The sequence below is a fragment of the Mesorhizobium sp. M0571 genome (genome assembly GCF_040320985.1).
Taxonomy (GTDB): domain Bacteria; phylum Pseudomonadota; class Alphaproteobacteria; order Rhizobiales; family Rhizobiaceae; genus Mesorhizobium.
Genome location: NZ_JAMYQT010000010.1, coordinates 185,384 through 208,465 on the forward strand (window position 1 = coordinate 185,384; position 23,082 = coordinate 208,465).

Annotated in this window: 15 protein-coding genes and 1 pseudogene; 10 read left to right on the forward strand and 6 right to left on the reverse strand. The window is 61.4% G+C overall.

From position 1 onward, the window contains the following. Positions 1 to 8: 8 nt before the first annotated feature. Both NKI85_RS14820 and NKI85_RS14825 read right to left on the reverse strand, forming a co-directional pair. Entirely contained in the window at positions 9 to 638 is a 630-nt protein-coding gene (locus NKI85_RS14820) for a hypothetical protein (RefSeq protein WP_352776888.1), read from the reverse strand. An 18-nt stretch (positions 639 to 656) separates the two neighbouring features. Beyond that, entirely contained in the window at positions 657 to 1,304 is a 648-nt protein-coding gene (locus NKI85_RS14825; protein ID WP_352776889.1) for a type III secretion protein, read from the reverse strand. A gap of 233 nt (positions 1,305 to 1,537) precedes the next feature. On the opposite strand from NKI85_RS14825, the gene NKI85_RS14830 reads away from it, so the two are divergent. Further along, a complete protein-coding gene (locus NKI85_RS14830; protein ID WP_352776890.1) occupies positions 1,538 to 2,260 on the forward strand; it encodes a L,D-transpeptidase in 723 nt (240 codons plus the stop codon). A gap of 49 nt (positions 2,261 to 2,309) precedes the next feature. Then, entirely contained in the window at positions 2,310 to 3,296 is a 987-nt protein-coding gene (locus tag NKI85_RS14835) for a LysR family transcriptional regulator (RefSeq protein ID WP_352776891.1), read from the forward strand. Here NKI85_RS14835 and NKI85_RS14840 read toward each other — a convergent pair. Beyond that, positions 3,269 to 13,141 (reverse strand): LysM peptidoglycan-binding domain-containing protein, encoded by a 9,873-nt coding sequence (locus tag NKI85_RS14840; RefSeq protein WP_352776892.1) that lies wholly within the window; start codon positions 13,139 to 13,141, stop codon positions 3,269 to 3,271. The two genes, NKI85_RS14835 and NKI85_RS14840, sit on opposite strands and share 28 nt — an antisense overlap. Before the next feature lie 76 nt (positions 13,142 to 13,217). Further along, positions 13,218 to 14,108 carry a MurR/RpiR family transcriptional regulator gene (locus NKI85_RS14845; RefSeq protein ID WP_352776893.1) on the reverse strand — a complete coding sequence of 297 codons (891 nt, stop codon included), beginning with the start codon at positions 14,106 to 14,108 and terminating at the stop codon, positions 13,218 to 13,220. Between the two features lie 184 nt (positions 14,109 to 14,292). Here NKI85_RS14845 and NKI85_RS14850 point away from each other — a divergent pair, with 184 nt between their 5' ends. The 7 genes from NKI85_RS14850 to NKI85_RS14880 all read left to right on the forward strand — a co-directional run bounded on the left by NKI85_RS14850 (position 14,293) and on the right by NKI85_RS14880 (position 20,401). Further along, the gene (locus tag NKI85_RS14850) at positions 14,293 to 14,475 is read left to right on the forward strand and encodes a hypothetical protein (RefSeq protein WP_126092905.1); all 183 of its coding nucleotides are present in this window, start codon (positions 14,293 to 14,295) and stop codon (positions 14,473 to 14,475) included. 123 nt (positions 14,476 to 14,598) lie between these two features. Next, the gene (locus tag NKI85_RS14855; RefSeq protein ID WP_352776894.1) at positions 14,599 to 15,603 is read left to right on the forward strand and encodes a SctD/MshK family protein; all 1,005 of its coding nucleotides are present in this window, start codon (positions 14,599 to 14,601) and stop codon (positions 15,601 to 15,603) included. Beyond that, positions 15,600 to 16,031 carry a hypothetical protein gene (locus NKI85_RS14860; RefSeq protein ID WP_352776895.1) on the forward strand — a complete coding sequence of 144 codons (432 nt, stop codon included), beginning with the start codon at positions 15,600 to 15,602 and terminating at the stop codon, positions 16,029 to 16,031. Before NKI85_RS14855 ends, NKI85_RS14860 begins: the two co-directional genes overlap by 4 nt. Positions 16,032 to 16,056: 25 nt before the next feature. Further along, on the forward strand, positions 16,057 to 16,368 hold the full coding sequence (locus tag NKI85_RS14865) for a tetratricopeptide repeat protein (protein WP_352776896.1): 312 nt from the start codon (positions 16,057 to 16,059) through the stop codon (positions 16,366 to 16,368). Beyond that, positions 16,365 to 18,533 (forward strand): type III secretion system export apparatus subunit SctV, encoded by a 2,169-nt coding sequence (gene sctV, locus NKI85_RS14870; protein WP_352776897.1) that lies wholly within the window; start codon positions 16,365 to 16,367, stop codon positions 18,531 to 18,533. Before NKI85_RS14865 ends, sctV begins: the two co-directional genes overlap by 4 nt. A gap of 47 nt (positions 18,534 to 18,580) precedes the next feature. Then, on the forward strand, positions 18,581 to 19,939 hold the full coding sequence (locus tag NKI85_RS14875) for a type II and III secretion system protein family protein (RefSeq protein ID WP_352776898.1): 1,359 nt from the start codon (positions 18,581 to 18,583) through the stop codon (positions 19,937 to 19,939). Positions 19,940 to 19,951: 12 nt separating this feature from the next. Continuing rightward, positions 19,952 to 20,401 carry a hypothetical protein gene (locus NKI85_RS14880; RefSeq protein ID WP_352776899.1) on the forward strand — a complete coding sequence of 150 codons (450 nt, stop codon included), beginning with the start codon at positions 19,952 to 19,954 and terminating at the stop codon, positions 20,399 to 20,401. An 83-nt stretch (positions 20,402 to 20,484) separates the two neighbouring features. Here NKI85_RS14880 and NKI85_RS14885 read toward each other — a convergent pair whose 3' ends face one another. Further along, positions 20,485 to 21,282, reverse strand: coding sequence for a tetratricopeptide repeat protein (locus NKI85_RS14885; RefSeq protein ID WP_352776900.1), 798 nt, complete (start codon positions 21,280 to 21,282; stop codon positions 20,485 to 20,487). A 90-nt stretch (positions 21,283 to 21,372) separates the two neighbouring features. On the opposite strand from NKI85_RS14885, the gene NKI85_RS14890 reads away from it, so the two are divergent. Next, the gene (locus tag NKI85_RS14890) at positions 21,373 to 22,410 is read left to right on the forward strand and encodes an EscU/YscU/HrcU family type III secretion system export apparatus switch protein (protein WP_352776901.1); all 1,038 of its coding nucleotides are present in this window, start codon (positions 21,373 to 21,375) and stop codon (positions 22,408 to 22,410) included. A gap of 430 nt (positions 22,411 to 22,840) precedes the next feature. Here the strand turns inward: NKI85_RS14890 and NKI85_RS14895 are convergent. Next, positions 22,841 to 23,082 (reverse strand): annotated as a pseudogene (locus NKI85_RS14895) (S-(hydroxymethyl)glutathione synthase); the annotation flags it as partial.

The following is a 23,082-nucleotide window of genomic DNA, read 5'->3' on the forward strand; positions in this document are numbered from 1 at the left end:
CGCGGCGCTTACTGTTGTTTGATCAGCGTGCTGGTGGACGACGTGACGGCCGTCACGCTGCTCGTAACCACCTCGAGATTGGCGGCTGCCCACATCACCGAAATCGATCGTTCCAGGAGTTGCTCTGCGTTCTTGGCTGGCGAGTCTTCGCCTTCCTTGCCGGACGGGGCCGTCTTGTCGGCGCGATCCGGCATGGCGGCCGTTTCAGCACTTGGGGAAGCGTTAGCCTGGCCAAGAGCCTTCTGGACCTGCTGCATGGTTCCTTCGAGCGACTTAACGGCAGAACCGAAAAGGGCCGATGGTTCCGTGAACACCCCACCTGCGGCTTTTTCCGTCTCGGCCATGTAGTCGAAGAGTTTGTGTTCGACGATCGGCTCGGTCTTCTCCGGTTTGGAAGTCTGTCCGCCGATTGCCGGATTGGCGCCGGGCGTCTGCGCCACCTGCTGACCAGCCGGCGTCGCGACATCACTGCGCTCAGGCATATTGACCTTCGCGGCATCGTGCTTTTCTTGCTTGGCGCCCACCATTCGGTTACCGGGCTGCGCTGCCGCGCCGGCGGTGATTTGCTGTTGCGAACTTATGCTGGTGGTCAAGTTTGCAAGCGTAGCCTCTAGGGCTCCAATCGGCGCGATTTGCATGAATATGCCCTCCAGTTCTTAGTTCGGTTTGGCGGAGGGGACAGTCTGCGCCTCCGCCTGCTTTCCGCGGAAAACGCGGACCGACACAGCTTTGCCGGCTTCCTGCTTCGTGCTCGGCGTGGCAGGAACCCCGAGCGTTTTCCTGACGAGTTCGATGTAGGATGGCGGCCCCGATACCGAGATGACATCGTCTTGCTTGGAAACCTTTATTGGAAACTTCGGGTCGCTGACGCCCAGCCGTGAAAGCCTGTCTTCGGCGCCAGCAGCCATGTTGGCATCAAGCGGGATCATTTCCGTCTGGACTTCCGCTTCGGTCGCGACGTTCATGACGATACCGTCGAAATGCCAGACCAGCCCGTATCGATTGCATATCTCTTCGAGGAACTCGCGGGCCGTTCCAACCGGCATGCCGGCGCTCAGGCGCCCCTTTACCAGCTTGCTGACACGCATGGGCACCCGCATGTTGCGGCCGAGCTCAACCAGCGCGTCTGTCACGGACTGATCGATCGTGATGTATTTGTAAGGGCCAGGGGGCCAGCGCGGTTCGGCCGCGGACGCACGCTGCGAGTCAAAGCCGAGCGCCAGGATGACGGCAAGGCCGCAGGCGACAACGGTAGCCCTGCCTCCCGACAACCGATCCGCATGGTAGATACCGCGTCCCGTCACATTGGTCCTATCGCAAGCGACCCACGAGTGATGACCCGCCTCGCTTACTTCATAGCCTGTCCGCCGATGTCATCTTATCGCGCACACTCGAAAATTGGAAGTCCAATTGGATTACACATCAACGACCTGTGCCAAATGTTGCGAACGATCCGCAACGCGATATGGTGCCGCGTTGGAATCGGTTACCACCGGGGTTCGGGACCGTCGGTTCAATGTGGAAAGGAGTGGTCTCGGTGACGGCAAACAACAGCCTGCTCGCGAACTTGGACGTGCCCGCAGGCGTTCCTCGAAGCAAGAGGTTTGTGGCAACGCGTCTTGTCGAGCGATTGAGTGCATCGGTTCTGGTCGCCGTGGCGTCGCTTGCCGCCATCGCGTCGGCGCAGGCCCAATCAAACAGCGGTTATGACCCTAGAAGCTGGACATACGATCGGGCGAGAAATGTACTGGTCTCTCCTAGCGCTTCCGGCCTGACGTCGGACGGAGAAATCGTGCCCGGGCGATCAGTGATTCCCAGGCAGGTCGTGACATTCAACGAGGCTCAGCCGAAGGGGTCGATCGTGATCAACACCACGGAGCGGCGCCTCTACTACATCCTGGGGGACGGCAAAGCGCTGCGATACGCGGTGGGGGTTGGCAAGGAGGCGCTGGAGTGGTCCGGTCGCGACACGATTTCGAAAAAAAAGGACTGGCCAGATTGGCGGCCGCCGGCCGAAATGCGATCCAGAGAAGCCTCAAAAGGCCGCTTCCTGCCCGCGCATGTCGAGGGAGGACCGAACAATCCATTGGGCGCGCGCGCATTATATATCGGCAACACGCTCTATCGCGTCCACGGCACCAACCAGCCATGGACCGTCGGACAGGCCAACTCCTCCGGTTGCATTCGCATGACCAACGAAGATGTCATCGATCTTTACGACCGAGTGAAGATCGGTACCCAGATCATTGTACGGCATTGATGGTTCGACGCCCCCTCCCCGGAAAGCCGCAGATGAGCGATCGACCGTAATGATACCTTTCAACATCAAGCAGCTCGAAACCTTTCTCCTGGTGGCGACTTTCGGAAGCTTTCGAAAGGCGGCGGAACGCCTGAATACCACGCAGCCGGCGGTATCCACACGAATTGCCGGGTTGGAGGAAGCGCTGGGTGCCAAGCTGTTCGAGCGGCAGAGCAGCACAGTCAGGCTGACCGCCGAAGGACAACGGCTGCTACCACCTGCCCAACGGGTTCTGCGCGTAGCGGAGCGGCTGCAGCTGATGGCCAGCTCTCTTTCAGAGACTTCAGAGACGACGAGGGTGCTGAGGCTTGGGGTTGCCGAAACGATCGTGCACACCTGGCTCCCGGATTTCCTCAAGGCACTGAAGGCAAACTATCCGCTTGTCGAGACGGATATCGTCGTCGATGCGACGACGACCCTTCGCAATGAACTCATGTCACACCGGCTCGATCTTGCGGTGCTGATGGGCCCTGTCCTGGAGTACAGCATCGAGAATATCGGGATGCCGTCCTTTCCGCTTGTTTGGGTCTGCTCGCCGCAATTGGAATTGCCCAACCGACGCAAGGTGACGCTGAACGACTTGATGCAGTTTCCGATCATCAGCTACGCGCGAACCACGCGCCCCTATAGCGAACTCTACCGCAAGCTCACCGGTGAATTCGAAGAGACGCCGCGCATATTTCCGGCCAATTCGCTGGCCGCTTCCATCAAAATGGCACTCAACGGAATCGGAATTGCCTCCCTGCCTGCGGGAGTCGTCCAAGACTATGTCGCAAGCGGTAAACTGCGCATCGTCGAATGCGAATGGCACCCGTCCGACTTGCAGTTTACCGCCTCCTATTCTTCCGAACCATCCAATCCGATAGCGGAGCGGGCGGCAAAGCTGGCCGCCTCCGTTGCAAACGCATATGCCGCGAGAACCGGCAAGGCGCAGGAGTCAACGGACGACAGGCTTGGCCCCGCGGTTTCTCAGCCGGTCGAGGTGACCGGCAGATAGATACGGTCGCCTGAGAAGATCAGGTCCGGGCTCAGGATATGATCCATGTTGAGCACAACCGTGTCCGCCACATCCGCAGAATGGGTCTTGGCGATCAGGCGAATGCTGTCGCCGTCCTTGACCTCGACCCACTGATAGCCGTCTTTCTCCAGCGTTGGGTTCGTGCGGCCCTCAGGGTTGCTGCTGCCCTCGGCATGAGCCTCGACATAGTCGCCGGAAACCCAGCCGCTATGCATTTCGCCATCCGGTGCGAAACCTTCGACAGGTATCCAGGTCTCCCCTGACGGATCGGTCGATGGCTTCGCGGTCTGTTCGACGAATGTGCCGGGTTGCAGAACCGTTCCCACGGTCGAATCCCCGTCAGGCTGGGTCCGCAAATTCAGGCCGTCATCGGCGACCACGACAAGTTGCGGGAAATCCTCTCCCGGGATCTGCGGCCCGCCTGGACCATCCGAAGGCTCATCGGGTTGCTGGGACGAGGCATCGCCATCCGGTTTTTTCGGATCGGGTGGAGGGGGCGTCTTCGCGCCCTCCCAAGGCTCCGCGAGCAGGGCGTCCAAAGAGAAGAGAAGCATTCCAACGCCGAAGGTGATGCCCAGAGTCCACCGATCCCATCCGGCCCATCTCTTGTCGGCCTTTTCCGCCGCCGCGATATCAGCATCGGTTCGCGGCACTGAACCGCGATTCATCCGGTCCGTCCTTATGGCCGACGCCCAGAATTCCGCGCAACCGAAGGTGAACATGGTGCCGGCGACTGTGGCGATCGGCGCCGGCCAGGAGTGCAGCGTATAGACGGCGCAGCCAAGCACATAGCCGGGTCCAGCCAGATGTTCGGCCAGGTTTCGGATCACCGGTCTGCCGGTGAACGACTGCAGCATCGACTTCGTGCCATAGACGATGTTGCCGAGCGTGAACGTGCTGTTGACGACAAGATCCTTACCCTGGATCATCCCGGTCGCGGCACCTGGCGCTGCGGCAATGAATGTGGCTCCGCCGAGCGCGTTGAGGAATCGCCCGAACGGCTTGTGACTTGCGGTTGCGTTGGGGAAGAGCGCCTGCGCGCCGAAAACGATGCCTCGCACGCCAAATGCCACCGATCCGGCGGTGGCGGTGCAGGTTGGCGGCAACGAACTCCACAACATGTAGGAGGTGGTCGACATGCCGCCAAAGGTGGCGAGCGCCTGAGCGTTTTCCCGCATCCTGGCATGGCTGAGGGCCAGATCGACGCTGGTGGCCTGATCCGGCGTCATCGCCTTTTTATGCGTTGCCCGATAGGTCGTTATCTGCAGCACGGAAAGCGCGTTTGTTTGCTCCGTCGACATCCAGGCAAACTGCTTGGGCGTGAACTTGCGCAACTGGCCGGGGCTCAACTCGCCAAGCTGCTTCGGCGTCAGCGCCGCTATCTGTTGCTTCGTCAGCGCCTCGATCTGATGAATGGTCAGAGCGCCAAGCTGGTCCCGCGTAAGCGCCGAGATGTGGTCCGGCGACAGCTTTGCCGTTGCCACGGGATCGCGTGCTGCGACGAGATCAGGGTTCAACGCCGCGAACTGGGTCGCATCGAGATGGCTGAATTGGGCAGGTCTCATGGCGGCGACTTGTTCCGACGTAAGCGCATTGCGCTGCTCATCACTGAGCTTGGCAATCTGGTCGGGTGTCAGCTTGCGCACTTGCTCAATGGTCAAGGCAGCAAGCTGCTCGGGTGAGAAGGCAGCGACCTGATCCGGTCGCAAACCGCTGATACGGCCAGGGGCAACGGGCTGCATTCTGCTTGGCCTGATCGCCTGGAGCTGTTCGGCACTAAGCGCCCGCAACTGCTTCGGCCGAAGCGCCGCAAGTTGATCAAACGTCAGCTGCCCGATCTGCTCGGGGCTCAGTGCAGCAACCTGCTCAGGCGCCAGCTTGACGATGTGATCCGGCTTGATGGCGTGCAATTGCGTGCCGGTCAGTTCGGAAATCTGATCGGCTGAAAGCGCCCTGACCTCCGGCCCGGTCGGCGCCCGCACCGGTTCCGCATATCCTGGTTCCGCGGCGGAGCTCACCGGAAGCTCAAGGCTGACGATCTTTCCGCTGGCAGGGTCAAAAACCGCCCTGCCCCGGTCGGGCGCCGGCGGCCATGTGGCGGCTGTCGGCGTTTCGGCAGCAATGTTCACCGCCTGCGGCGTTTCGCCAGTCACAGCTGGGGCTTCGTTGCTGACCACCTCGGCCACTGGGGGCGGCGGCGCTTCGGTCTGTGCTGGCATATTGACATCCCAGAACTCGTCGGCCGGCCGCAAGATGACCTGCGGGCGTTTTTGTGTCGAGGTGCCGGGCGCGACGGCATCCTCATTGCGCGTGAACTCACCGACGAAATTCCCGTCCGGATCTATCACCCGCCAGCCATAGACCTCGCTCCATGGTATGCTGCCGTCGACTGCGGTCTCGTCGACGCGGGCCATCCTGTCGCTGACGGGTCGGCCCATTGCCTCGAATTCGGTCGGGACGTGGAGGCGCGGTCTGCTCGGATTCAGCGTGTAGAGATAGGTGTAACCTTGCTGCCGCGCGGCTCGTGACTCTTGCGAAACGAAAGCCTTGGCTCCCGGGATCGACTGGCTCGTGCCAACGAAACGGCCATGGGTATTGCCCATTACATAGCTGCTCAGGGCGATGCCTTGCGGATTGTCCACCCAGATTCCTGTCGGGGGAGGTGGCGAGAAACCTCCCGCGTCCCTGATCTCGGTTGGCGAGCGGGTATCGGCCCGGAACACAAACGGGCCGACATTGCCGCGCAAGGGTCTTGTAGGATCGCCCGCGCCTTCGACAGGCTGATTGCCCTCCTCGGGATACCCAAGACTCCCCGGCACATGGTCGTCAGAAGCACCACGTATCCAGGGTAGAACATAGGGCTCTCCGGTTTCCGGATCCCGGAACAGGATATGTGACTTGTGCATCAACTCCAGTTCGTCGCCGCGCGCTGTCGGAGCATCCGCCGGCGGCACATAGACATTCTCCGGGCTCTTTGGCAGCGGTCCGTAACGGGTTGCCGTCACGGACTGCCCGTTCTCGTCCCTTATCTGGATCGGTCCGCTTCGGCGGCTGCCCACCTGCGAGGAGAGGAACGTCAGCACGCCGTCGGCAACGTTCTGGCGCACGAAGCCGCCATCGACGATCGACGGGCCGAATTCCGTCCGGAATTTCTCTATCGCCGCGCGCTGGTCGGGTCTCGCCTTCTTTTCCAGTTCGCCGAGGACCTGCTCCAGGGAGGCCTTGCCACCCTTCGGAATGGCTGTCGCCGCGCCGTCACGCGAGGTTTCTAAGGCATGAGCAAGCCAGGCCGGGACCGTCAGCGTTTCATTCTGTCCATCGGCTCGATCGAAGGTCAGCGTCGCTGTTTCATCCTTGGCGATTGAAGGAGCGACCTTGGCAGCCTTGGACTTGTACTGGATTCTCACTTCAGCACTGAAAGCCGCCGCCCCTGCTGGCAGAGGAGGTGTCGACATCGAAAGTGTGTAACGTGTCGCCGGAGTGCCATGAGCGCCATACAGGTTCTGATAGATGTTGCCGGCGCTCGGCATATAACGGGGCTGCGGCGTCCCGTCGGGACTGAAGCGCGCCGGCAGCCACGACTGTACCGTCGATTTCACCTTGTAGGCCGCGGAAGTTACCGTCCGGTCGGGATTGAAGCCCAGCACACCGGGAAGCCTGTTGCGGTCGTTGAAGATGATGTCGACCAGCATCGCCTCGGGATTGACGACGCGTACCCTCTCACCGGTCAGCAAAACGATGTCTGCCGTGGGCGCCTTGCCGGGTACCGCTGAAAGCCGTAATCCGCTTAGCGTCGGTTCATCAACAAACGAAACTGTGTTCGACGGATCGATCTGACCAGACTTGACGAGGTCATGGATCGACCGGATGCCATCACCTTGTCCGATCGCTGCGATGAGTTCGGACGCCTTCGCCGGATCCTTGACCGCGAACTGGATCTTCAGGCTTGTCGAGCCGAGAGCGGACTGGATCTGGTCGTAGGTCTGCTTCGACACGATGTCACCCGGCTGGAGCGTGTCCTTGACGGGCACTTCCGGGCGCTTCTCGAAGCCGACGCGCGGCATCTGGTCGACCGCCCCGACATGATTGGCCACGATTGGCAGCCGCAGTCCGACCTTTGTTTCGGTCATGACACGGTCGAAGGGAAGCGCGCCTTCCAGCTTGACGTGACCAGCGCTGTTTTCCACGGGCACGCCAAAGAAATCGTGCTGGCCGGGGGCGAGCGTGACCTCCTCGCCCTTGAGCGAAGGCGTATAGGTCATCTCGATCACGGTGCCTTCGCCGTCTGGCGTCATACCGACGATGGCAGCATCCAGCGGCTTGGCGTTGTAGCCAGTCGCATCGCTGAATATCGCCCTGGTTGCCGCCACCGAAAGATCGCTGCTGCGAACCGGGAAAGCCGTCTGATTTGACACCGGCCAGACGCCGGCCTGAAGGCCGGTGATGTTCCTGTATTCCCGTGCCCGGTAGGATACGACGCCTTGAGTGCCGAGCGCATCCGTGAATGGTGTCAGGCTGCGCTGGCTGATGCTGTCGACGATCGACCACCCGATCATGCCGAAATCGGTCTTGGTCCCAACACCGAAGCCGACGGCCGCCACCGTCGGCGAGCCGATGTCGAAGGCCTGGCCCGTATTCAAGCGCGTCCGGAATGTGACGCCGATGCGGAAGTCGGGCAGTATGTCGCGGAGCGGCGTGCGCGGTATCTGAACGCCATCCGGGCCGTAGCGCTCGGCCAACTCGCGGTTCGAATAATAGCTCTTTTCTGCCTCGTATCGCGCTACAAGCTGCTCGACGCTCAGCCCGTCAAGATAGGCTGAGGGAGTCTTGGCATCCTTGCCACTGGTGTAGATGTACCCGCTTGTGTCGGGTTCCGGCATGCCGGTGAAGCTGCGCGTCTCCGGATCCCAGACGAGGCGCATCGAGTCGTCTTTTCCTGCCGGCTTGTTCGGCACAATGATGGGATCGCTATCAGCGGGATGCCCTGAATTGCGCCCGGTCGATTCATGCGGATCGCGGCCCGGCAGCATCGTCGGACCGTCACCGCTGGCATCGCTGGTCTTGATCACTTCTCCGGGTATCACAGGATGGTTAGGATCTTGAAATACCTGCTCCCCGGTCGGCCTGTAGACACCGTCGGCGCCAATTTCATAGACATTCATCGGACGTCCGGAGGGGCCGGGTTCCAGCGCCGGAGGCGGCTGCCGTGGTCCTTTGCCGGCGGACCATGGCGGCGGCTGGTGCGGTCCGCCGCTGCTCGGTGGCTGGTTGGCGCCGGGACCATTGGCGCTTGCCTGCGTGCCCGTTCCAGGTCGCAGTGTCCGCAGACCGTGAATGCCGAGGCCCGTGCCGGCAATACCGGTGCCAAGGCCCGTAAGCGCGTTGGCAAGCTGAAGACCGTTCATCTGGTCTCCGTTGACGGCGAGATCGTAGGCCGATGTCGCCAGCAAAGGTGCACCGACAATCACGGAGCCGATATCCGCTCCCCAGGCCGCCTTGTTCAAACCAGCGGTGGATTGCATGTAGGTTCGGGTTTCGAGCGCCAGGGGCGAGCTGGACCGTGTTGCGCCTATGCTGCCACGGAAGGCCTGCAGGGCCGTCATTTCCTTTCCCGCCAATCCGGCGGCCGTCATTTCCCTTCCCGCTAATCCAATGGTGCGCAGACCGCTGGAAGCCATCGGCAGAACCGTGGTTGCCACGCTGGCGACATTCATCAGCGACTCGGTATCGTCCCACTCGCCGCCATGTTCCAGATGGTTGACCTGGTTTATGACCGCCCGGGTGCCAAGATAGGCCGCGCCCGTATAGGCCAAGGGTGCTGCAATCGGCGCGGCCGGCGTGAACGACAGAATGGTGGCTATACCCGTCCCGATGCCAACCAGCGGATCGACGACCTTGTCCCAAGCAGAAACATTGCGCGACTTGACGACTTCCAGTTCGATCCTGCCGTCATCGCCGGCCTTCATCTCCAGACCCTTGGGGACGACGAGCTTGCCATCTTCGCCGAACTGGTTGTTGTTGTCCTGGAAATCTCCGAGGTCGTCGAACTTTTTGCCGGTCACGTCGACATAGCGAGTGTTGCCGTCTCCGTCACGCACAGCAAACAGCGCGACCTGCTGTGTCCCGACCTCGTCGTCAACATAGAAAATCGGCACGCTGCGCACGTAAGGATTGTCGCCGCCGATATCGCGGATCTCTTCCGTCACATTCTCGATCGCCTCGCGACCTTCCTCGGTCGAACGATCTATGCCGAGCGTTCTGGCGACCGTCTCCTCAAGGGCCGTACCGCGCTGTTCACGGAACTCGTTGTCGTAGCCGCTGTCGAGCAGTAGCTGGAACTTCGGCTGATAGATGCCGTCAAGCGTCTGCTGCTCATGCTCGTCTAGATAGGCCTTATCCACCGTGCTGTTGCGGTCAACCAGCAACGAGGGATCGCTGGACCGAAGCTCATGATAGTCGCTGAAGCCTTGCACCAGGCCGCGCAGTTCCTCGGCCTGCGCTATCTGAAGCGTTGTCGCGTCCAGCTTGAGTTTGGCGACCGCTAGTTCGGGATCAACCCAGCGTCCACTGGCATCGTCATCTTTTGTGTCCAGGTCGATCCAGACTGCCTTCCCGCTCTGGGTCAACGCATCGATCCCTATCTCGTAGTATGTCTGCGCAACCTCCGGCGCCACCTTGATTGTCTGTCCGCCGACGTTGATCTCGACAGGCTGCACGCCATTGGGCAGCGTGCCTTCAGGAGCATCGACTGTTCCTGGCCCGTGCTCCGTCAACGCATTGTTGAAGTTGGTCTGCAGCGTCGATAGCTCGGAGTTCAGGTCTTCAATGCTGTTGCCGAGCTGCCGATCCAGGACATCATTGAGCTTCTGCGCCGCCTGCGCCTCGCTGGCCCTCACTGCTTCCAGGCCATTTGCCGTGCACACCGGCCCGGTGGAACTGCTGCCGCCCAAAAGCTGCTGCCAGTCCTTGTTGAGTTGCCGATCACGGTACTCATCCCTGACGTTCGTTTCGCTCAGATTGTAGGTGAGCTGCTGCTCGGTCGTGCCCTCTTCGAACTGGTTGACCACCCACAGCTGGCCGTCGCGGACCTCAAGTTTTTGCGATTGGAAGAGACCCAGATAATCGCCACTGACCCTTTGATGTTTCTTTCCCTGTTCGAACAGAAACTGGTGCTCGCTATTATATTCGGCGAGCAGTCTCTGCTCGAGGTCCGTCTGCTGCGCACCCACTTGCGTGGCGTCGGCATGGGCGTTGAAGTAGTTTTGATAGGCTTCCGCCAATTCGAGCTGATTGCCTGCTGTCGTCTGCAGCGCCTTGAGGTCCTGATATTCCTTCGAGTCGGTCGGAATGCCGTCGAGTTCGGCTTCCCCTACCAGGAAGTCGATGGTGAGCTTGTCGCCCTTGCTCAGATGCAGGCCGATTTCGGAGAACAGCTGATCGACAGCCGCATGATCCGCGAGGCCTTGCGCGTACTGCGTTTGCCGATTGGGACCTGGCTGCCCTTGTGCGGATGCAACGTCTGCATTGGGATCAATCAGCGGCGCAAGTTCGCTGTCCTGGGTGATGGCATCGGCGAGAATGCGCCCGGCAGTCTCATATTCGCCATGGGCATCCTGCGCGTTCTGCAGCAAGGTGTTGGCCTTGGTAAGCCGCTCCTGCGCATCGGCAAGCGTGCCTTCCGGTTTCTGCGGGGTCCATTGCAGACCATGGGGTGCCAACGCCTCGTTTATAACTGTCTGCGCCCCATCAACAGCATCCTTGTAGGCGGGGTCGAGCATATAGACGTTGAACTGTTCCTGCCGCTGACCGGCCAGAGCTCGCGTCTCTGTAATTTGGGACAGCGCGATGTTCTCAGCAATGATGGCCCGGGCCACCTCGGGATCGATCCAGGTCCAGACGCCATCGATCTTCATCGGCGTCCACTTTCCGCCGGAGGGTGCATTACCCTGCGGCGGATCGCCGAATGGATCGACAACCCTGTTCTCGCCGTCCAGCTTGGGCGTGGCGACGGTACCTAGACCATATCTTTCGATCAGGTCCTGTTTATTTTGTCCGGCTTCTTCTGCCGCGTCGATGAGACTGGGCAAGGCTTCGCCCGCCAGCAGCCCTTCGATGAAGGTCTTTACGACCTCGCCCTCTTTTGCCTCCGTGGCATCACTGCTGTTGGGGTTCACCGCCAACAGCGTCCTGGCCAACGCCTCCTGCGTACTTCCTGCTTCGATCTTCAGGTCGGTCCCGGTGGTGTTGTTGTGCAGCGTCATGCTGCCATCAGGGCTCCTGGTCAGCGTATAACCGTTGAAGGTGACTTCCACGGTCGTGCGGGTACCGTTTTCGATGGTAACCTTTTCGCCCGGGTGAATGATTTCGGGGTCACGAGGCGAATTGAAGAGCTCGGGGTTCGTTCTCCTCAGATCGTCGAGCGACACGCCATATTGCTGCGCAATCAGGGTCAGATTGTCGCCTGGCTTGACCTCGTACTCGACGGGCTCGCCGCCATTGATCTCCTCGGTGGTCGTTGTCGTCACCCGACCGTCCTTGTCGGTGACGATCGTGGTTTCAGTTCCGGCCTTCGGATCGACCATTGTGGTTGTGGTCTCGCCCGTTTCGGTGTTGCGAACACTGTTGCGCGTCCTGCCGTTCCCGTCCTCCGACACCGTCGTTTCCTTGCCGTCAGACGTCGTCACGACGGTGCGCTCATCATGCTGGTAGTCGTGATAGTAGACGGTCTCGTCGCCGGTGTGCGGATCGACGACTTCAACCGACTGCACGTCACCATTGTCGCTCGTCGGTTCGCGCGTCGTGACCTGATAGCCGGCGGCCTGCAGCTCGGCGATCACCTGCTCGTTGGTCAGACCCCTTTCCTGCGCGATTTGCTCGATGCTCTTGCCGTCCGCGAGATCATCCTTGATGCCCCGGGTGGTTGCCCCGCCCGGATCCTGAGATGCGGCGAGGACGGTCTTGCGACCATCTGGACCGTTGACGGTGGTGACCGGCAAGGCCGGCCCGTTCCCGGGTGTAACGGTTTCCACCGAAGCGCCGTTCGGCAAGGTGGTCCGCTCGGTGACGGTTCCAGTGCCCAGATCGTCTTCATAACGCGTCGTGATGGCACCGGTATCGGGATTATAGCTGCTGGTTTCCTTGCGCCCGAGCCCATCCCGGATCGGCGTGGTGGTTGCCGTGCCGTTCGGTTGCTCCACGCTCGTGTAATAGCTGTCGTGCTGGTAGTCGTAATATTGCGTGACGGTGCGGCCGCTGGCATCCGTGATTTTCGTCGTCAGCACGTCGCCATTGCCGCTCGGGTCAGCGGTCGAAACGGTCATCCCGCCGGACCTGAGCGCGGCGATAACCTGTTCGCGCGTCATGCCCCGGGCAGATGCAATCTGGTCGATGCTTTTGCCGCCGGTAACGTCGCTGACAATATTGCGCGCAGCCGTCGCTTCGGCGGCGTTGTCTTCGGGCGTGCTGCCATCCAGTTTCACCGGTGTCGCCGCCAGTGCCGCGAGATTGGTCTGCGTGTAGAGAGCCGGCGTCACCGTCCTGCCATTGACGGATGTGCCGTTGCTGGCGTTGACGACGTTGACCCTCGGCGCTGCCGAAGCCGCAACCGGCGGCGACTGAAGCGAATCCAGTTGCGTGCTCACATGGGCCAGTTCCTGGCGGACCTGTGCCGCCCAATCACGCTCGCCCATCCTGTTGGCAAGCCTGATCTGCTCCCGCAGCTTGGCAGCCTGGGCCTCCAGCCGCGCTATCTGCGCGGCGTTTGCCTTGGCATTGACCTTTTGCGGCTGGACCGGCGGCTTGGTGGGCGTTATCGGGCGAACCATGAGGACGACCTCCGGAAATTAACGTTGCCAGCAGCCTGGCTGCCGTCACGCCCGCCCGATCGCAACCTTTCGGATGTTATCGAGGGGGCTTCCAATAAATGCCGAAAGCAGCAAGCTGCTCTTCCGACTGTTTTACCCGTTCTGCGGCGTTCGTTTCAGACTGCGCTGCCGCCAGTGCCGCCAGAATCTCGACGGCGGCGAACGCCGGCGCCATGCTTCGGAAGAAGGACTGCGAATTTGACGTAACGATAATTGTTTCCCGCGCGATCTGTGTCAGCGGCGACACGCTGCTGTCGGTGATCGCCACCACGCCGATGCCCTGCCGAGCCGACTGGCGCGCAACGTCGATCGTCGTGCGCTCGTAGGGCGATATGCCCACCGCAAGAAGCACCGCGCCACGTCCCGCGTGCTGGAGGGCATCCAGGCCCGGTCCGGCCATCTCGCCGACAAGCGTCACCTTGCAGTCGGTGCCAGCCAGCAACGACATGATGTGAACGAAGTGGCTCGCGACCGGATAGGCGGCGCGCGAGCCGACAGCGAACAGATCGCGTGACCGGGCGAGCAGACCGGCTGCCGCAATGAACTGCATGGCGTTGCCGTATTCGCCAAGGCTTGAGATCTGGGCGGCGAGCGTGTCGGCAACGACGCCGGCAGTCGAATATCCCGGATCGCCATGCTGTCCGATACCCTGTCGCGCCGGCTCGCCCGCGATGGTCTCGCGCAGCGCGCGCGCATAAAGGCTGCGCATATCTTCGTAGCCTTCAAGGCCAATCCATCGCGCCAGCCGCATCATCGTGCTGTGCGAAACGCCGGCCTGGTGCGCCTGCTCGCGCATCGACATCAGTGCGACATCCTTGGGATGATCCAGCACGAAACGTGCGGCGACCCGCAACTGCGGTGGCATAGTCTCGAACCGTTCGACCAAAAGCTCGGCCAAAGGACCTTTTTCCATTCTGAAATACCCCATTCACCCACCTGCCAAGGTACTCCTTGAACGCAGGCGACGCAACACTTGGAACCGAAGTGTCTCAAATATTCCAACTGGACTTTCATTTTCGGCCATGCTGCCTTAAGCTGCCTTCGCAACCCTCCGGACTGCAGCGATGTGAGTCCGGAGTTTGCAACTTGGATAGTCCCTCAAGGAGACAATGATGGCTGCTACCCCTCCCATTACCTCCGGCTCTGCAGGGTCGCCGGAACAGAACCTGGACAAGATGATCAAGCACCAGGAGCGCATGTTTGGCCTGGAGATCACGAAAGAGATCGCGAAATCCCAGCATGACATGCTGATGAGCACCGCCAGGACGCTCGGCCAGTCGGCTGAAAAGGCCTAAGGCGGCGGATTCCCGAACCATGCGCCGCCGCAAGCACCCGGCGGCGTACTTTGCACGGCGCAATTTTTTCAGCGCCGTCATCAGGCTGCATTTGAAATGGTCATCGGCGGGAGATGAAGTGGCATGACCGCTCGTCCTATCACCAAACATCTGGAACCAGCAGCGCCGGCGCGCCGACTCCGATCGATCATCGCCCCCTCCCCGGACAGCGGACATTCCATTGCGCTGAGCGTGACCCACGGATTTCACGCCGGCGCCGAAGTCAGTCTGGTCGAGCCACAATATACGATCGGCTCCAGCACTGAGTCGGACATTGTCCTGCGCGATGCCGGCATCGCACCGATTCACGCAAGGCTGCGGCGCAAGGGCAGCCAAGTTGAAATCGAAGCCGTCGGCGGCGATGTCACGTTGGCCACGGGCGAGACCATCCATGAGGGACATGGCAGCCGCTGCAGGCTGCCGCTCACCATAAGTGTTGGCGAGGCGCGCATCAAGCTGGTCAGCCTGCAACGCGTACCCAATCGATGGCCCTTTGCCAATCGCCCGCTGCTGGTCGCGAGCAGCGTTCTCTGTGCGGTTCTCGCAATTTCCGTCGCCGCGAACGGGTTCTCTTTCGCCAAGCAAGAGATTGGCGCAAAGGCGTCCTCTCAAGACGGGCAACCAGTCAGAGTGGCTTTCGCCGGCCAGGCAGGGGAAAAAATCCTGGACGATTCATCGCCAGCGCAAATCCACACTGCCGCCGAAGCGGAAAGCCAGCTCAAGCTGCGCCTCGAGCGATCCGGCATAAGCACATTAACGGTTCTGCAATCAGAGGGACGCCTCGTGGTCTCGGGTATGATCCCGAATGACAAGAGTGATGTCTGGGCACAAACGCAATCCTGGTTCGATCAGTCGTTCGGCGCTCACCTTCCCCTCATCTCAAACGTCATGGTTGGCAATGCGCAGCAGGCCCCGCGCCTGAGGCTGCAGGCGATCTGGTATGGCGAGCGGCCCTACGTCATCGCAGCCGATGGGGCGCGCTATCACGAAGGTGCGTTCACCGACGACGGCTGGGCCGTCAAACACATCGGCGAAACCGAACTTCTCCTGACCAAGGGCGGCGCCACGGTCGCGCTGAAATATCCGTGAACCGGCGGCTTGAAGCGGCACGATTCGACACGGCACGGGTTGACACGTCGGGCCGCGAGGGGCGGCAGGCGGAAGGTGTGCGGGGCCAGGCCATCAGCCGGCGACGGATGAATGGGGTCGACAAAGCAGCAAACCGTGCTCAGGGGACGAAATCAGCCGCCGGTGCAGAAAGGCCGGAAACGGCGGAATTCCAGGCTTCTCAAGGTGCGGCCGGCGAGTCGCTCGACGAGATACTCGCCAATTTCGTCATGCCCAATATTCCCGAACCAGCCATCCTGCGTCGCTCCATGCCTATTCTCCAGCATCTTGTAACGCACCTGGTCCCAGGCCTGGAGGGCGGGGAGCAACTCAAGACGCTCGCCAGAACGCTGATGGAGGAGGAAATCGAGCGTCATCGCGATCTGCTTGGTCGCATGCAGGAAGGATAGAACTCTGACCGAGCCGCGTGACACCGTGCATCTTTTGCATGTCCTGGGCTATCTCTACGGGTGTCACGGGCAGGCAAAGCGGGGCGCGGCCTACCTGCTTATTGCTGCACAGCTCTCGCCGGCAAATGCCGGCGTCCTCAGAACGTTGGCGCACCTTCTCATACTCGATGGCGAGGCGGAAAAGGCGCTTGCCACGATTGCCAGGCTGGAGACCTTGGAAGGAATGGATCACCCGGTGCTTACATTGCTGAAGAGCCGCGCCTTGCTCGTGGCCGGGCGCAAGACGGAGGCGCGCAGTGCCTTGCTTAGCTTCCTGTCGCAACGAGGCGTCGGATGACCGTCTCGGAACGACTGATGCAATTCCTTGCCAGGCTGTCACGCCGCAGCGATCTGGTCATTGCCATCCTGATGCTCGTCGCGGTGGTGATGATGCTCATTCCCTTGCCGACATTTCTCGTCGACATTCTCATCACCGCAAACATCGCCATCAGCGTGCTTATCCTGCTGGCCTCGTTCTACGTTTCTCATCCACTCCAGTTTTCGTCACTGCCGTCGGTCATCCTCATCGCCACTTTGTTCCGGCTGGCGATCACGATCACGACCACGCGACTCATCCTGCTCCAGGCCGACGCAGGCGAGATCATTACCGCCTTCGGCACCTTCGTCGTCGGTGGCAGCATTGCGGTCGGCCTCGTCATCTTCCTGATCATCACTGTTGCGCAGTTCATCGTTGTTGCGCGGGGTGCGGAACGCGTCGCCGAGGTGGCCGCGCGCTTCACGCTCGATGCGCTGCCCGGCAAGCAGATGAGCATCGATGCCGAGTTGCGCAACGGCGACATCGATCAGGCGGAGGCACGCCACCTGCGCCAGCAGCTGGAGCGCGAGAGCCAGCTGTTTGGCGCAATGGATGGCGCCATGAAATTCGTCAAGGGGGACGTGATCGCAGGCATTGTGATCATTCTGGTCAACCTGATCGGTGGTTTCGCAGTCGGTACGCTGCAGCACGATATGTCGATCGGCGACGCGGCTGCGACCTACACGCTGCTCACCGTGGGCGACGGCCTGGTGGCGCAGATACCTGCACTGCTCGTCGCTGTGGCCGCCGGCACAATGGTGACGCGCGTCGGCAGCGCGGACGGATCGGGCGATCTTGGCCGGCAAATAACCAGCCAACTGCTGCGCGACTCCCGCGCGCTCGCGCTCGCCGCGGTGATCATGGTCGGCCTTGCCATGGTGCCAGGCTTCCCCTCCATCGCCTTCCTGGTCCTTGGTGCCTGCTGCGGAGCCGGCGCCTATGCAATCAATCGCCGCACCGTCCAGGAGTCCGAGCCTCAAGACATCGGCCATACCGCCGCGCCTGCACAGCGGGGGAATTCCGCGTCGCTTTCGGCAATCTCCACCGCAACACTGTCTCCGTCCTACCGCGTCGTCGTGCGCTTCGGAACCGAGCTCGGACGCTTGGTCCCGGAGCTTGAATTTGCCGCGCTCGCCGACGGCGTGCGCCGCGACCTCTTCGGTGATCTCGGTGTCGACGTTCCGGCCATCGGCATGCAGGTCGACGAGATGCTTTCGCCACGAAGCGTCCGCGTCGATCTGGAAGGTGCGCCCATCCTGGATGCCGAAATTCCTGCCAACCGTGTTCTTGTCGAAGCGGACACGACGCATCTCGATCTGCTCGAAATACCCTACGAAAAAGGTCCTCCGATTACCGGCCAGCGCAAATTCGTGTGGGCCGATGACAGCCACCTGTCGGCATTGAAGGAGGCCGGCTTCGTCTTCTCAACGCCGGTGCAAACAGCGGCCAAATGGACCGGCAATGCACTTCGTCTGTATGCCGGCCATTTCGTCGGGATTCAGGAGACACGCAGGCTGCTCTCGGACATGGAACCGGACTATGCCGATCTGGTCAGGCAGGCGCAGGAGATCGTGCCGCTCCAGAAGATCGCGGAAGTGCTTCGCCGGCTCGTCGGCGAAAACGTGCCGATCCGCAATCTGCGCCTTATCCTCGAGGCCCTGATCGAATGGGGCCAACGCGAACAGGACGTCGTCTTGCTGACGGAATATGTCCGCACATCCTTGAAGCGCCAGATCAGCTTCCGCTGTGCCGGCCGCAACAACATCATCGCAGCCTATGTGCTGCAGCGGTCGGCCGAGGATATCCTGCGAAACGCAGTGCAAAGCACATCGACCGGCACCTTCCTGAACCTTTCGGACGATGATGCGCAGGCTTTGGTCACCGAAATCGAGCGAGCTATGTCGCAGAACGCCCCCGACGTCTCGCCGGTCGTCCTCGCCGCGATGGATGTGCGCCGTCACATGCGCAGCCTGCTCACACACAATGCCATCGAGCTTCCGGTTCTGTCCTTCCAGGAGCTGGCACAGGAATTCAATGTCCAGCCGCTGGCCACGATCGCCGGCCGCTCCGGCAAAGCCAGCGCGCGCATCGTCTCCCCGCCGCTCCCGTCGGCTCAGGCGAAAGCCGTGCAGGAGGCACCCTCCTGACGCCAGCCGGATGGATGGGGACATCGGGGATTCAGGAGAGGAACGGCATGACATTCCACAGTACCGCGGCAGGCGTTGGATCAGCCGCTTTCGCCAGGCGGGCAGATTTAGGCCGGCTCGCTATCGCGACGATTGGCGTCCTGCTGGCGTTGCTGCTCGCAGGGGCCGACGCGACGGCACAGAACATATCGCCCTTGCCGAGCAAACCAACGATCGGCTTGCCGGTCGGGCAAGGACGCCTATTGCGGTTCAATGACCCGGTCGAATCCGTGCTGATCGCCGATACCACGATCGCGGACCTTCAGGTCGTGTCGCCGAGCATGGTCTATGTGTTCGGCCTCAAACCCGGCCTGACCAACCTCATTGCGGTCACGGCCGATGAGCGGATCGAGGCAACGGCCCAGTTTCGCGTCACCCCCGATGTCACGCCTGCTACTGAAGCCAAGCAAGCAATGCAGCCGAGCTCGGCGACAAATCTCCACATTTTTGGAACCCGCATCGTTGCCACAGGCGAGGCGCGAGGCGTCGATGAGGCAACGGATCTGGACAATGTCGCCCGGACCTTCTCGCCGCCGGAACAGCCGCCGCTGAACAACATGACCGTGCAGGGCTCACAACAAGTCAACATCCGCGTTCGCTTCGCCGAAGTCTCGCGCACGGAGTTGCAGTCCTACGGCGTCGACTGGTCTGTCGGCTACAGGAGCGGCGGCTTCGAATTCAACATGTTCCAGGACAATGGCGTGCCCTCGGGCAACGGGAATTTCGGTTTGAACATGGACCAGGCGCATGGCCTCAACTTCGACATTCTGATCGAAGCCCTGCAACGCAACGGCATCGTCAAGATATTGGCCGAACCGAACCTGACGGCCATGACCGGTCAAACGGCAAGCTTTCTCGCCGGTGGCGAAATTCCGGTTCCGATCCCGCAAGGAACCGATGTCGTCACCGTCCAATACAAGCCCTTCGGCGTGTCCCTCGGCTTCACCCCGACGCTGATCGGGCGCAACCGCATCGCGCTCCATGTCCAGCCGGAAGTCAGTTCCTTGTCGGAAACCGGATCCGTAAGCGCCAACGGCTTCGCCATGCCGAGTTTCGTCGTGCGCAAGGCCGACACCACGGTCGAAGTGGCGAGCGGTCAGACATTTGCGATCGCGGGCCTTTTCCAGCAGCGGACCTCGCGCAATCTGGAGAAGTTTCCGGTGCTCGGCGATGTACCCGTGCTTGGCCCGCTTTTTCAATCGCAGCGTTTCCAGCACGAAGAGACCGAACTGGTTATTTTGATCACGCCCTATCTGGTGGAACCGGTGCGCGACAGCCTCGCCACGCCGCTTGATCGTCCGGCAGCCAAGCACCGCAGCCGCAAGCACGCCAATGACGCGTCGGCGACCGGTCTGATCATCAAGTAGCGAGGACCGGATATGACATCGCCCATCGCATTCTGCTGCGTTATTCCAGCGCTGGTTCTGGCCGGCTGCGTGAACGGCCCGCAACAGCGGCAGGATTATTCGCCCGGCTACAGCTATCTTTCGACAGATAGAGGCGGCTCCGAGAAAGCTGTCGGCGGCTCAGTCCTTGCTCCCGATGCCTGTCTGGCCGAGCCAGCCGACGATGACAACTCTGCTGCCAAGACGAACCTGACGATCGTCTCCGGCGTCGGCTCCCATCTGCCGCCCGGCTGCGCCAATGCCTTCAATCTTCAACGTATGTCCGAAAGCCAGCGTGACCTCGTGGAGGGCCGCCGCATGGGCCCGGCGGCCGCCGCACCGACTGCGCGCGCGGCCCGTCGCTACCTCGATGGCGAGGAGGCTCCGATAGGCGGCGCCAACAGCGCGCCGTCGGCGCCGCAAACGACGCTCCCAGTCGAGTGAGCCGGCGCGGTATTCGCCCGCGTAGCACCACTCTACGCGTCACGCCTGGCGGAAAGCCGCTTCAGGCCTTCCGGTCCGATGCGCTAGCCGAGGATGGAACCGAGCGCTTTCGCTTTGGCCTGAGTGCTGCCCTTCAGCCGGATGGTTCTTGCGCGGGCAAGCAGGGTGGCCACCTCCTTGGTCGTCAGGCCGATTGGCGGCGAGGCCTTGACCTGATCGGCCTGGCCAAGAAGCCCGTACACCACCACGATATTGCGCTTGTGGTGCAATTGCGCGTTGGGGGCGGCGGCAATCTTCTGCACCAGCGGCAGCGCCGCGGCGGAATTGTCTTCGAGGGCTGCCGCCAATGCCATGTTGGTCTCGACGTCAAGATCGCCCGGCGCACGTTTCAACGCCTGGGCGAAAGTCGCCTGCGCCTGCCCTGTCTGGCCGGCGAATGTCTGCGCGACGCCCAACCGATTGTAGGCGCTGCTGGTGTTGACCAGCGGCGCTGCCTGAGCAAGCGCGCGCATGCCTGCATCGATATCGCCTGCCTCTATCATCGCCGCGCCAAGCCCGAGCATTGCTCCCCCGTCATTGGGAGCTTTGGCGAGCGCGGCCTGATAGGCTTTGGCGGCGTCGGCGGGGTAGCCCGCCCGCATGTAAGCGTCGCCCGTCTTGACGAACGCGCTCGCCTTGGCGTCCGGCATTGCTGCGGCGCGCTGGTAGAGCGCGATGGCGGTATCACTTTCTCCACGCGCATCAATATCGTCGGCAAGCTTGATCAGGCGCTCGGATTGGGACGATGGGCCCGGCGCCTTGGCCTGCACGGAGCCGGTTTTGGTCGTCTGGCAACCGCTCAGCGCCAGTGTGATGACGACTGGCAAGAATACGACATGCAACCGCAAATCCACCTCTCCGTATTCAAGCCCGCCCCACCTTACACAGCGCATCGGCCGACTGGAACCACGATAGTGCGGTAAGATTGCAACATGGCCGAAGAAGCTGAGGAAAAGAAATTACCGGCGTCCGACAAGAAGCTTCGTGACGCCCGCCGCAAGGGCCAGGTTTCGCAAAGCCGCGATCTGGTCTCCGGCTCCACTCTTTTCGCAGCGCTCGCGTATCTCTATTTTTCCTGGCCGCTGCTCTTCAAGCATCTTTCGGAACTCGTGCAGACGGTGACGGTGCCCGGCGGCTCCTTCGAGGAGGTCAGCCTGCGGGCCATCCGCCACTCGTTCTCGTTGCTGATGCTTGCCATATTCCCGCTAGTCGGAATCGTTGTGGTTCTCACCGTAGCCTTCGGCATGCTGGGCACGTTCGGGCCGGTCTTCTCGTTCGAGCCGCTCAAGCCGCAATTCGATCACATAAACCCGGCCAAAGGCCTTCAGAAGATCCTCTCGCTCCGCAACGTCATCGAGTTCGCCAAGGGCCTCGTCAAGGTGGTGTTGCTGGCAAGCCTTTTCGTATTCATCCTGATCGCCTGGCTACAGCCGCTCTTCGATGCGCCAGGCTGTGGTCAGACATGCCTGGAGCCGATCATCAAGGCGGTGCTAACACCCCTCGGAATTGCCGCCGCCCTGGCCTTTGTGGTCATCGGCTTGATCGATGTTCCTGTTCAGCGCTGGCTGTTCCTTCGCGACATGCGCATGACGACAACCGAATACAAGCGCGAACACAAAGATCTCGAAGGTGATCCATTGATCCGACGTGAACAACAGCGACAGCGGCGCGAAGCAGTGATCCAACCTGCAAAGCTGGGTGTGAAAAATGCGGTCATCGTCTTCGTGTCCGGCGACTGCGCCGTGGCGTTGCGCTACGTCAAGGGCGAAACGCCTGTGCCGACGGTTGTCGGCAAGGGTCAGGGCCGCGCGGCCGACGATATAATGGCTCAAGCGCGCCAGGCAGGTATTCCCATAGTTGACGATGCGATCGCCGAAACGATTTTCGAGAATGCGAACACCGGATCTTATATCGGCCAGCAGATGTTTTCCCCGGTCGTTCGCCATCTTGTCCGGCACGGGCTCACTTGAGGCGAAAATCCTGCGATCGTCCTTCAGTATGCCAGCTTAGCCCTATCTTCCGCTTCCGATGTGCAGGCGGTCGACCACAAGCCGTGGCTGAAACACCGGAGCGTCAACCGCAATCGCAATTTTTCGCGCAGTGATGGCACCTACTGGAATGGCCATCGCGGCTCTCGTGACTACCATCGCGGCTATCGCCGTTACGGCGACTACTGGTTCCCGCTGGCGGCTTTCGCCACAGGCGCCCTAATCACCAGCGCCATGCTCAAAAGGGCAACCGTCAGCGTATTCCCGTTGAGCCCAACGCCCCCGGGAGGCTGACAACACGTCGGCAATGACTTACGAAGCGTGGTCCGTCTACGCGCTCGCCTGCGTTCGTTCCAATGCAAGGGGCCCGGGCGATTTCGTCCGGCCCCAAAGGATAGTGTCTGATCAGTCGCTAAGCCGGCAACGCGCCGGATCTCTTGGCCGTCCAGGTGGCGATATAGTCCATCAGGCCGGGGTTGAGGCAATCATAAGGCTCGAGGCCGATCGACTTCAGCTGTGACCTTATGCCGTCCATGCGGCTCGGATCGACACCGGATTCGATGATCGACGAGACAAAGGCGGTGAAGCCCGGAGGCGACCAGCCGTCTTCCTGGAAGCGCTCCGGATGAATGAAGGACAGCCCCTTGAACGCGT

What these genes read in the sequence shown, in the direction of transcription:
- NKI85_RS14820 (WP_352776888.1), bottom strand. Translation starts at nt 638, where the DNA reads ATGCAAATCGCGCCGATTGGAGCCCTAGAGGCTACGCTTGCAAACTTG.
- NKI85_RS14835 (WP_352776891.1), top strand. Translation starts at nt 2,310, where the DNA reads ATGATACCTTTCAACATCAAGCAGCTCGAAACCTTTCTCCTGGTGGCG.
- NKI85_RS14840 (WP_352776892.1), bottom strand. Translation starts at nt 13,141, where the DNA reads ATGGTTCGCCCGATAACGCCCACCAAGCCGCCGGTCCAGCCGCAAAAG.
- NKI85_RS14845 (WP_352776893.1), bottom strand. Translation starts at nt 14,108, where the DNA reads ATGGGGTATTTCAGAATGGAAAAAGGTCCTTTGGCCGAGCTTTTGGTC.
- NKI85_RS14850 (WP_126092905.1), top strand. Translation starts at nt 14,293, where the DNA reads ATGGCTGCTACCCCTCCCATTACCTCCGGCTCTGCAGGGTCGCCGGAA.
- NKI85_RS14855 (WP_352776894.1), top strand. Translation starts at nt 14,599, where the DNA reads ATGACCGCTCGTCCTATCACCAAACATCTGGAACCAGCAGCGCCGGCG.
- sctV (WP_352776897.1), top strand. Translation starts at nt 16,365, where the DNA reads ATGACCGTCTCGGAACGACTGATGCAATTCCTTGCCAGGCTGTCACGC.
- NKI85_RS14875 (WP_352776898.1), top strand. Translation starts at nt 18,581, where the DNA reads ATGACATTCCACAGTACCGCGGCAGGCGTTGGATCAGCCGCTTTCGCC.
- NKI85_RS14880 (WP_352776899.1), top strand. Translation starts at nt 19,952, where the DNA reads ATGACATCGCCCATCGCATTCTGCTGCGTTATTCCAGCGCTGGTTCTG.
- NKI85_RS14890 (WP_352776901.1), top strand. Translation starts at nt 21,373, where the DNA reads ATGGCCGAAGAAGCTGAGGAAAAGAAATTACCGGCGTCCGACAAGAAG.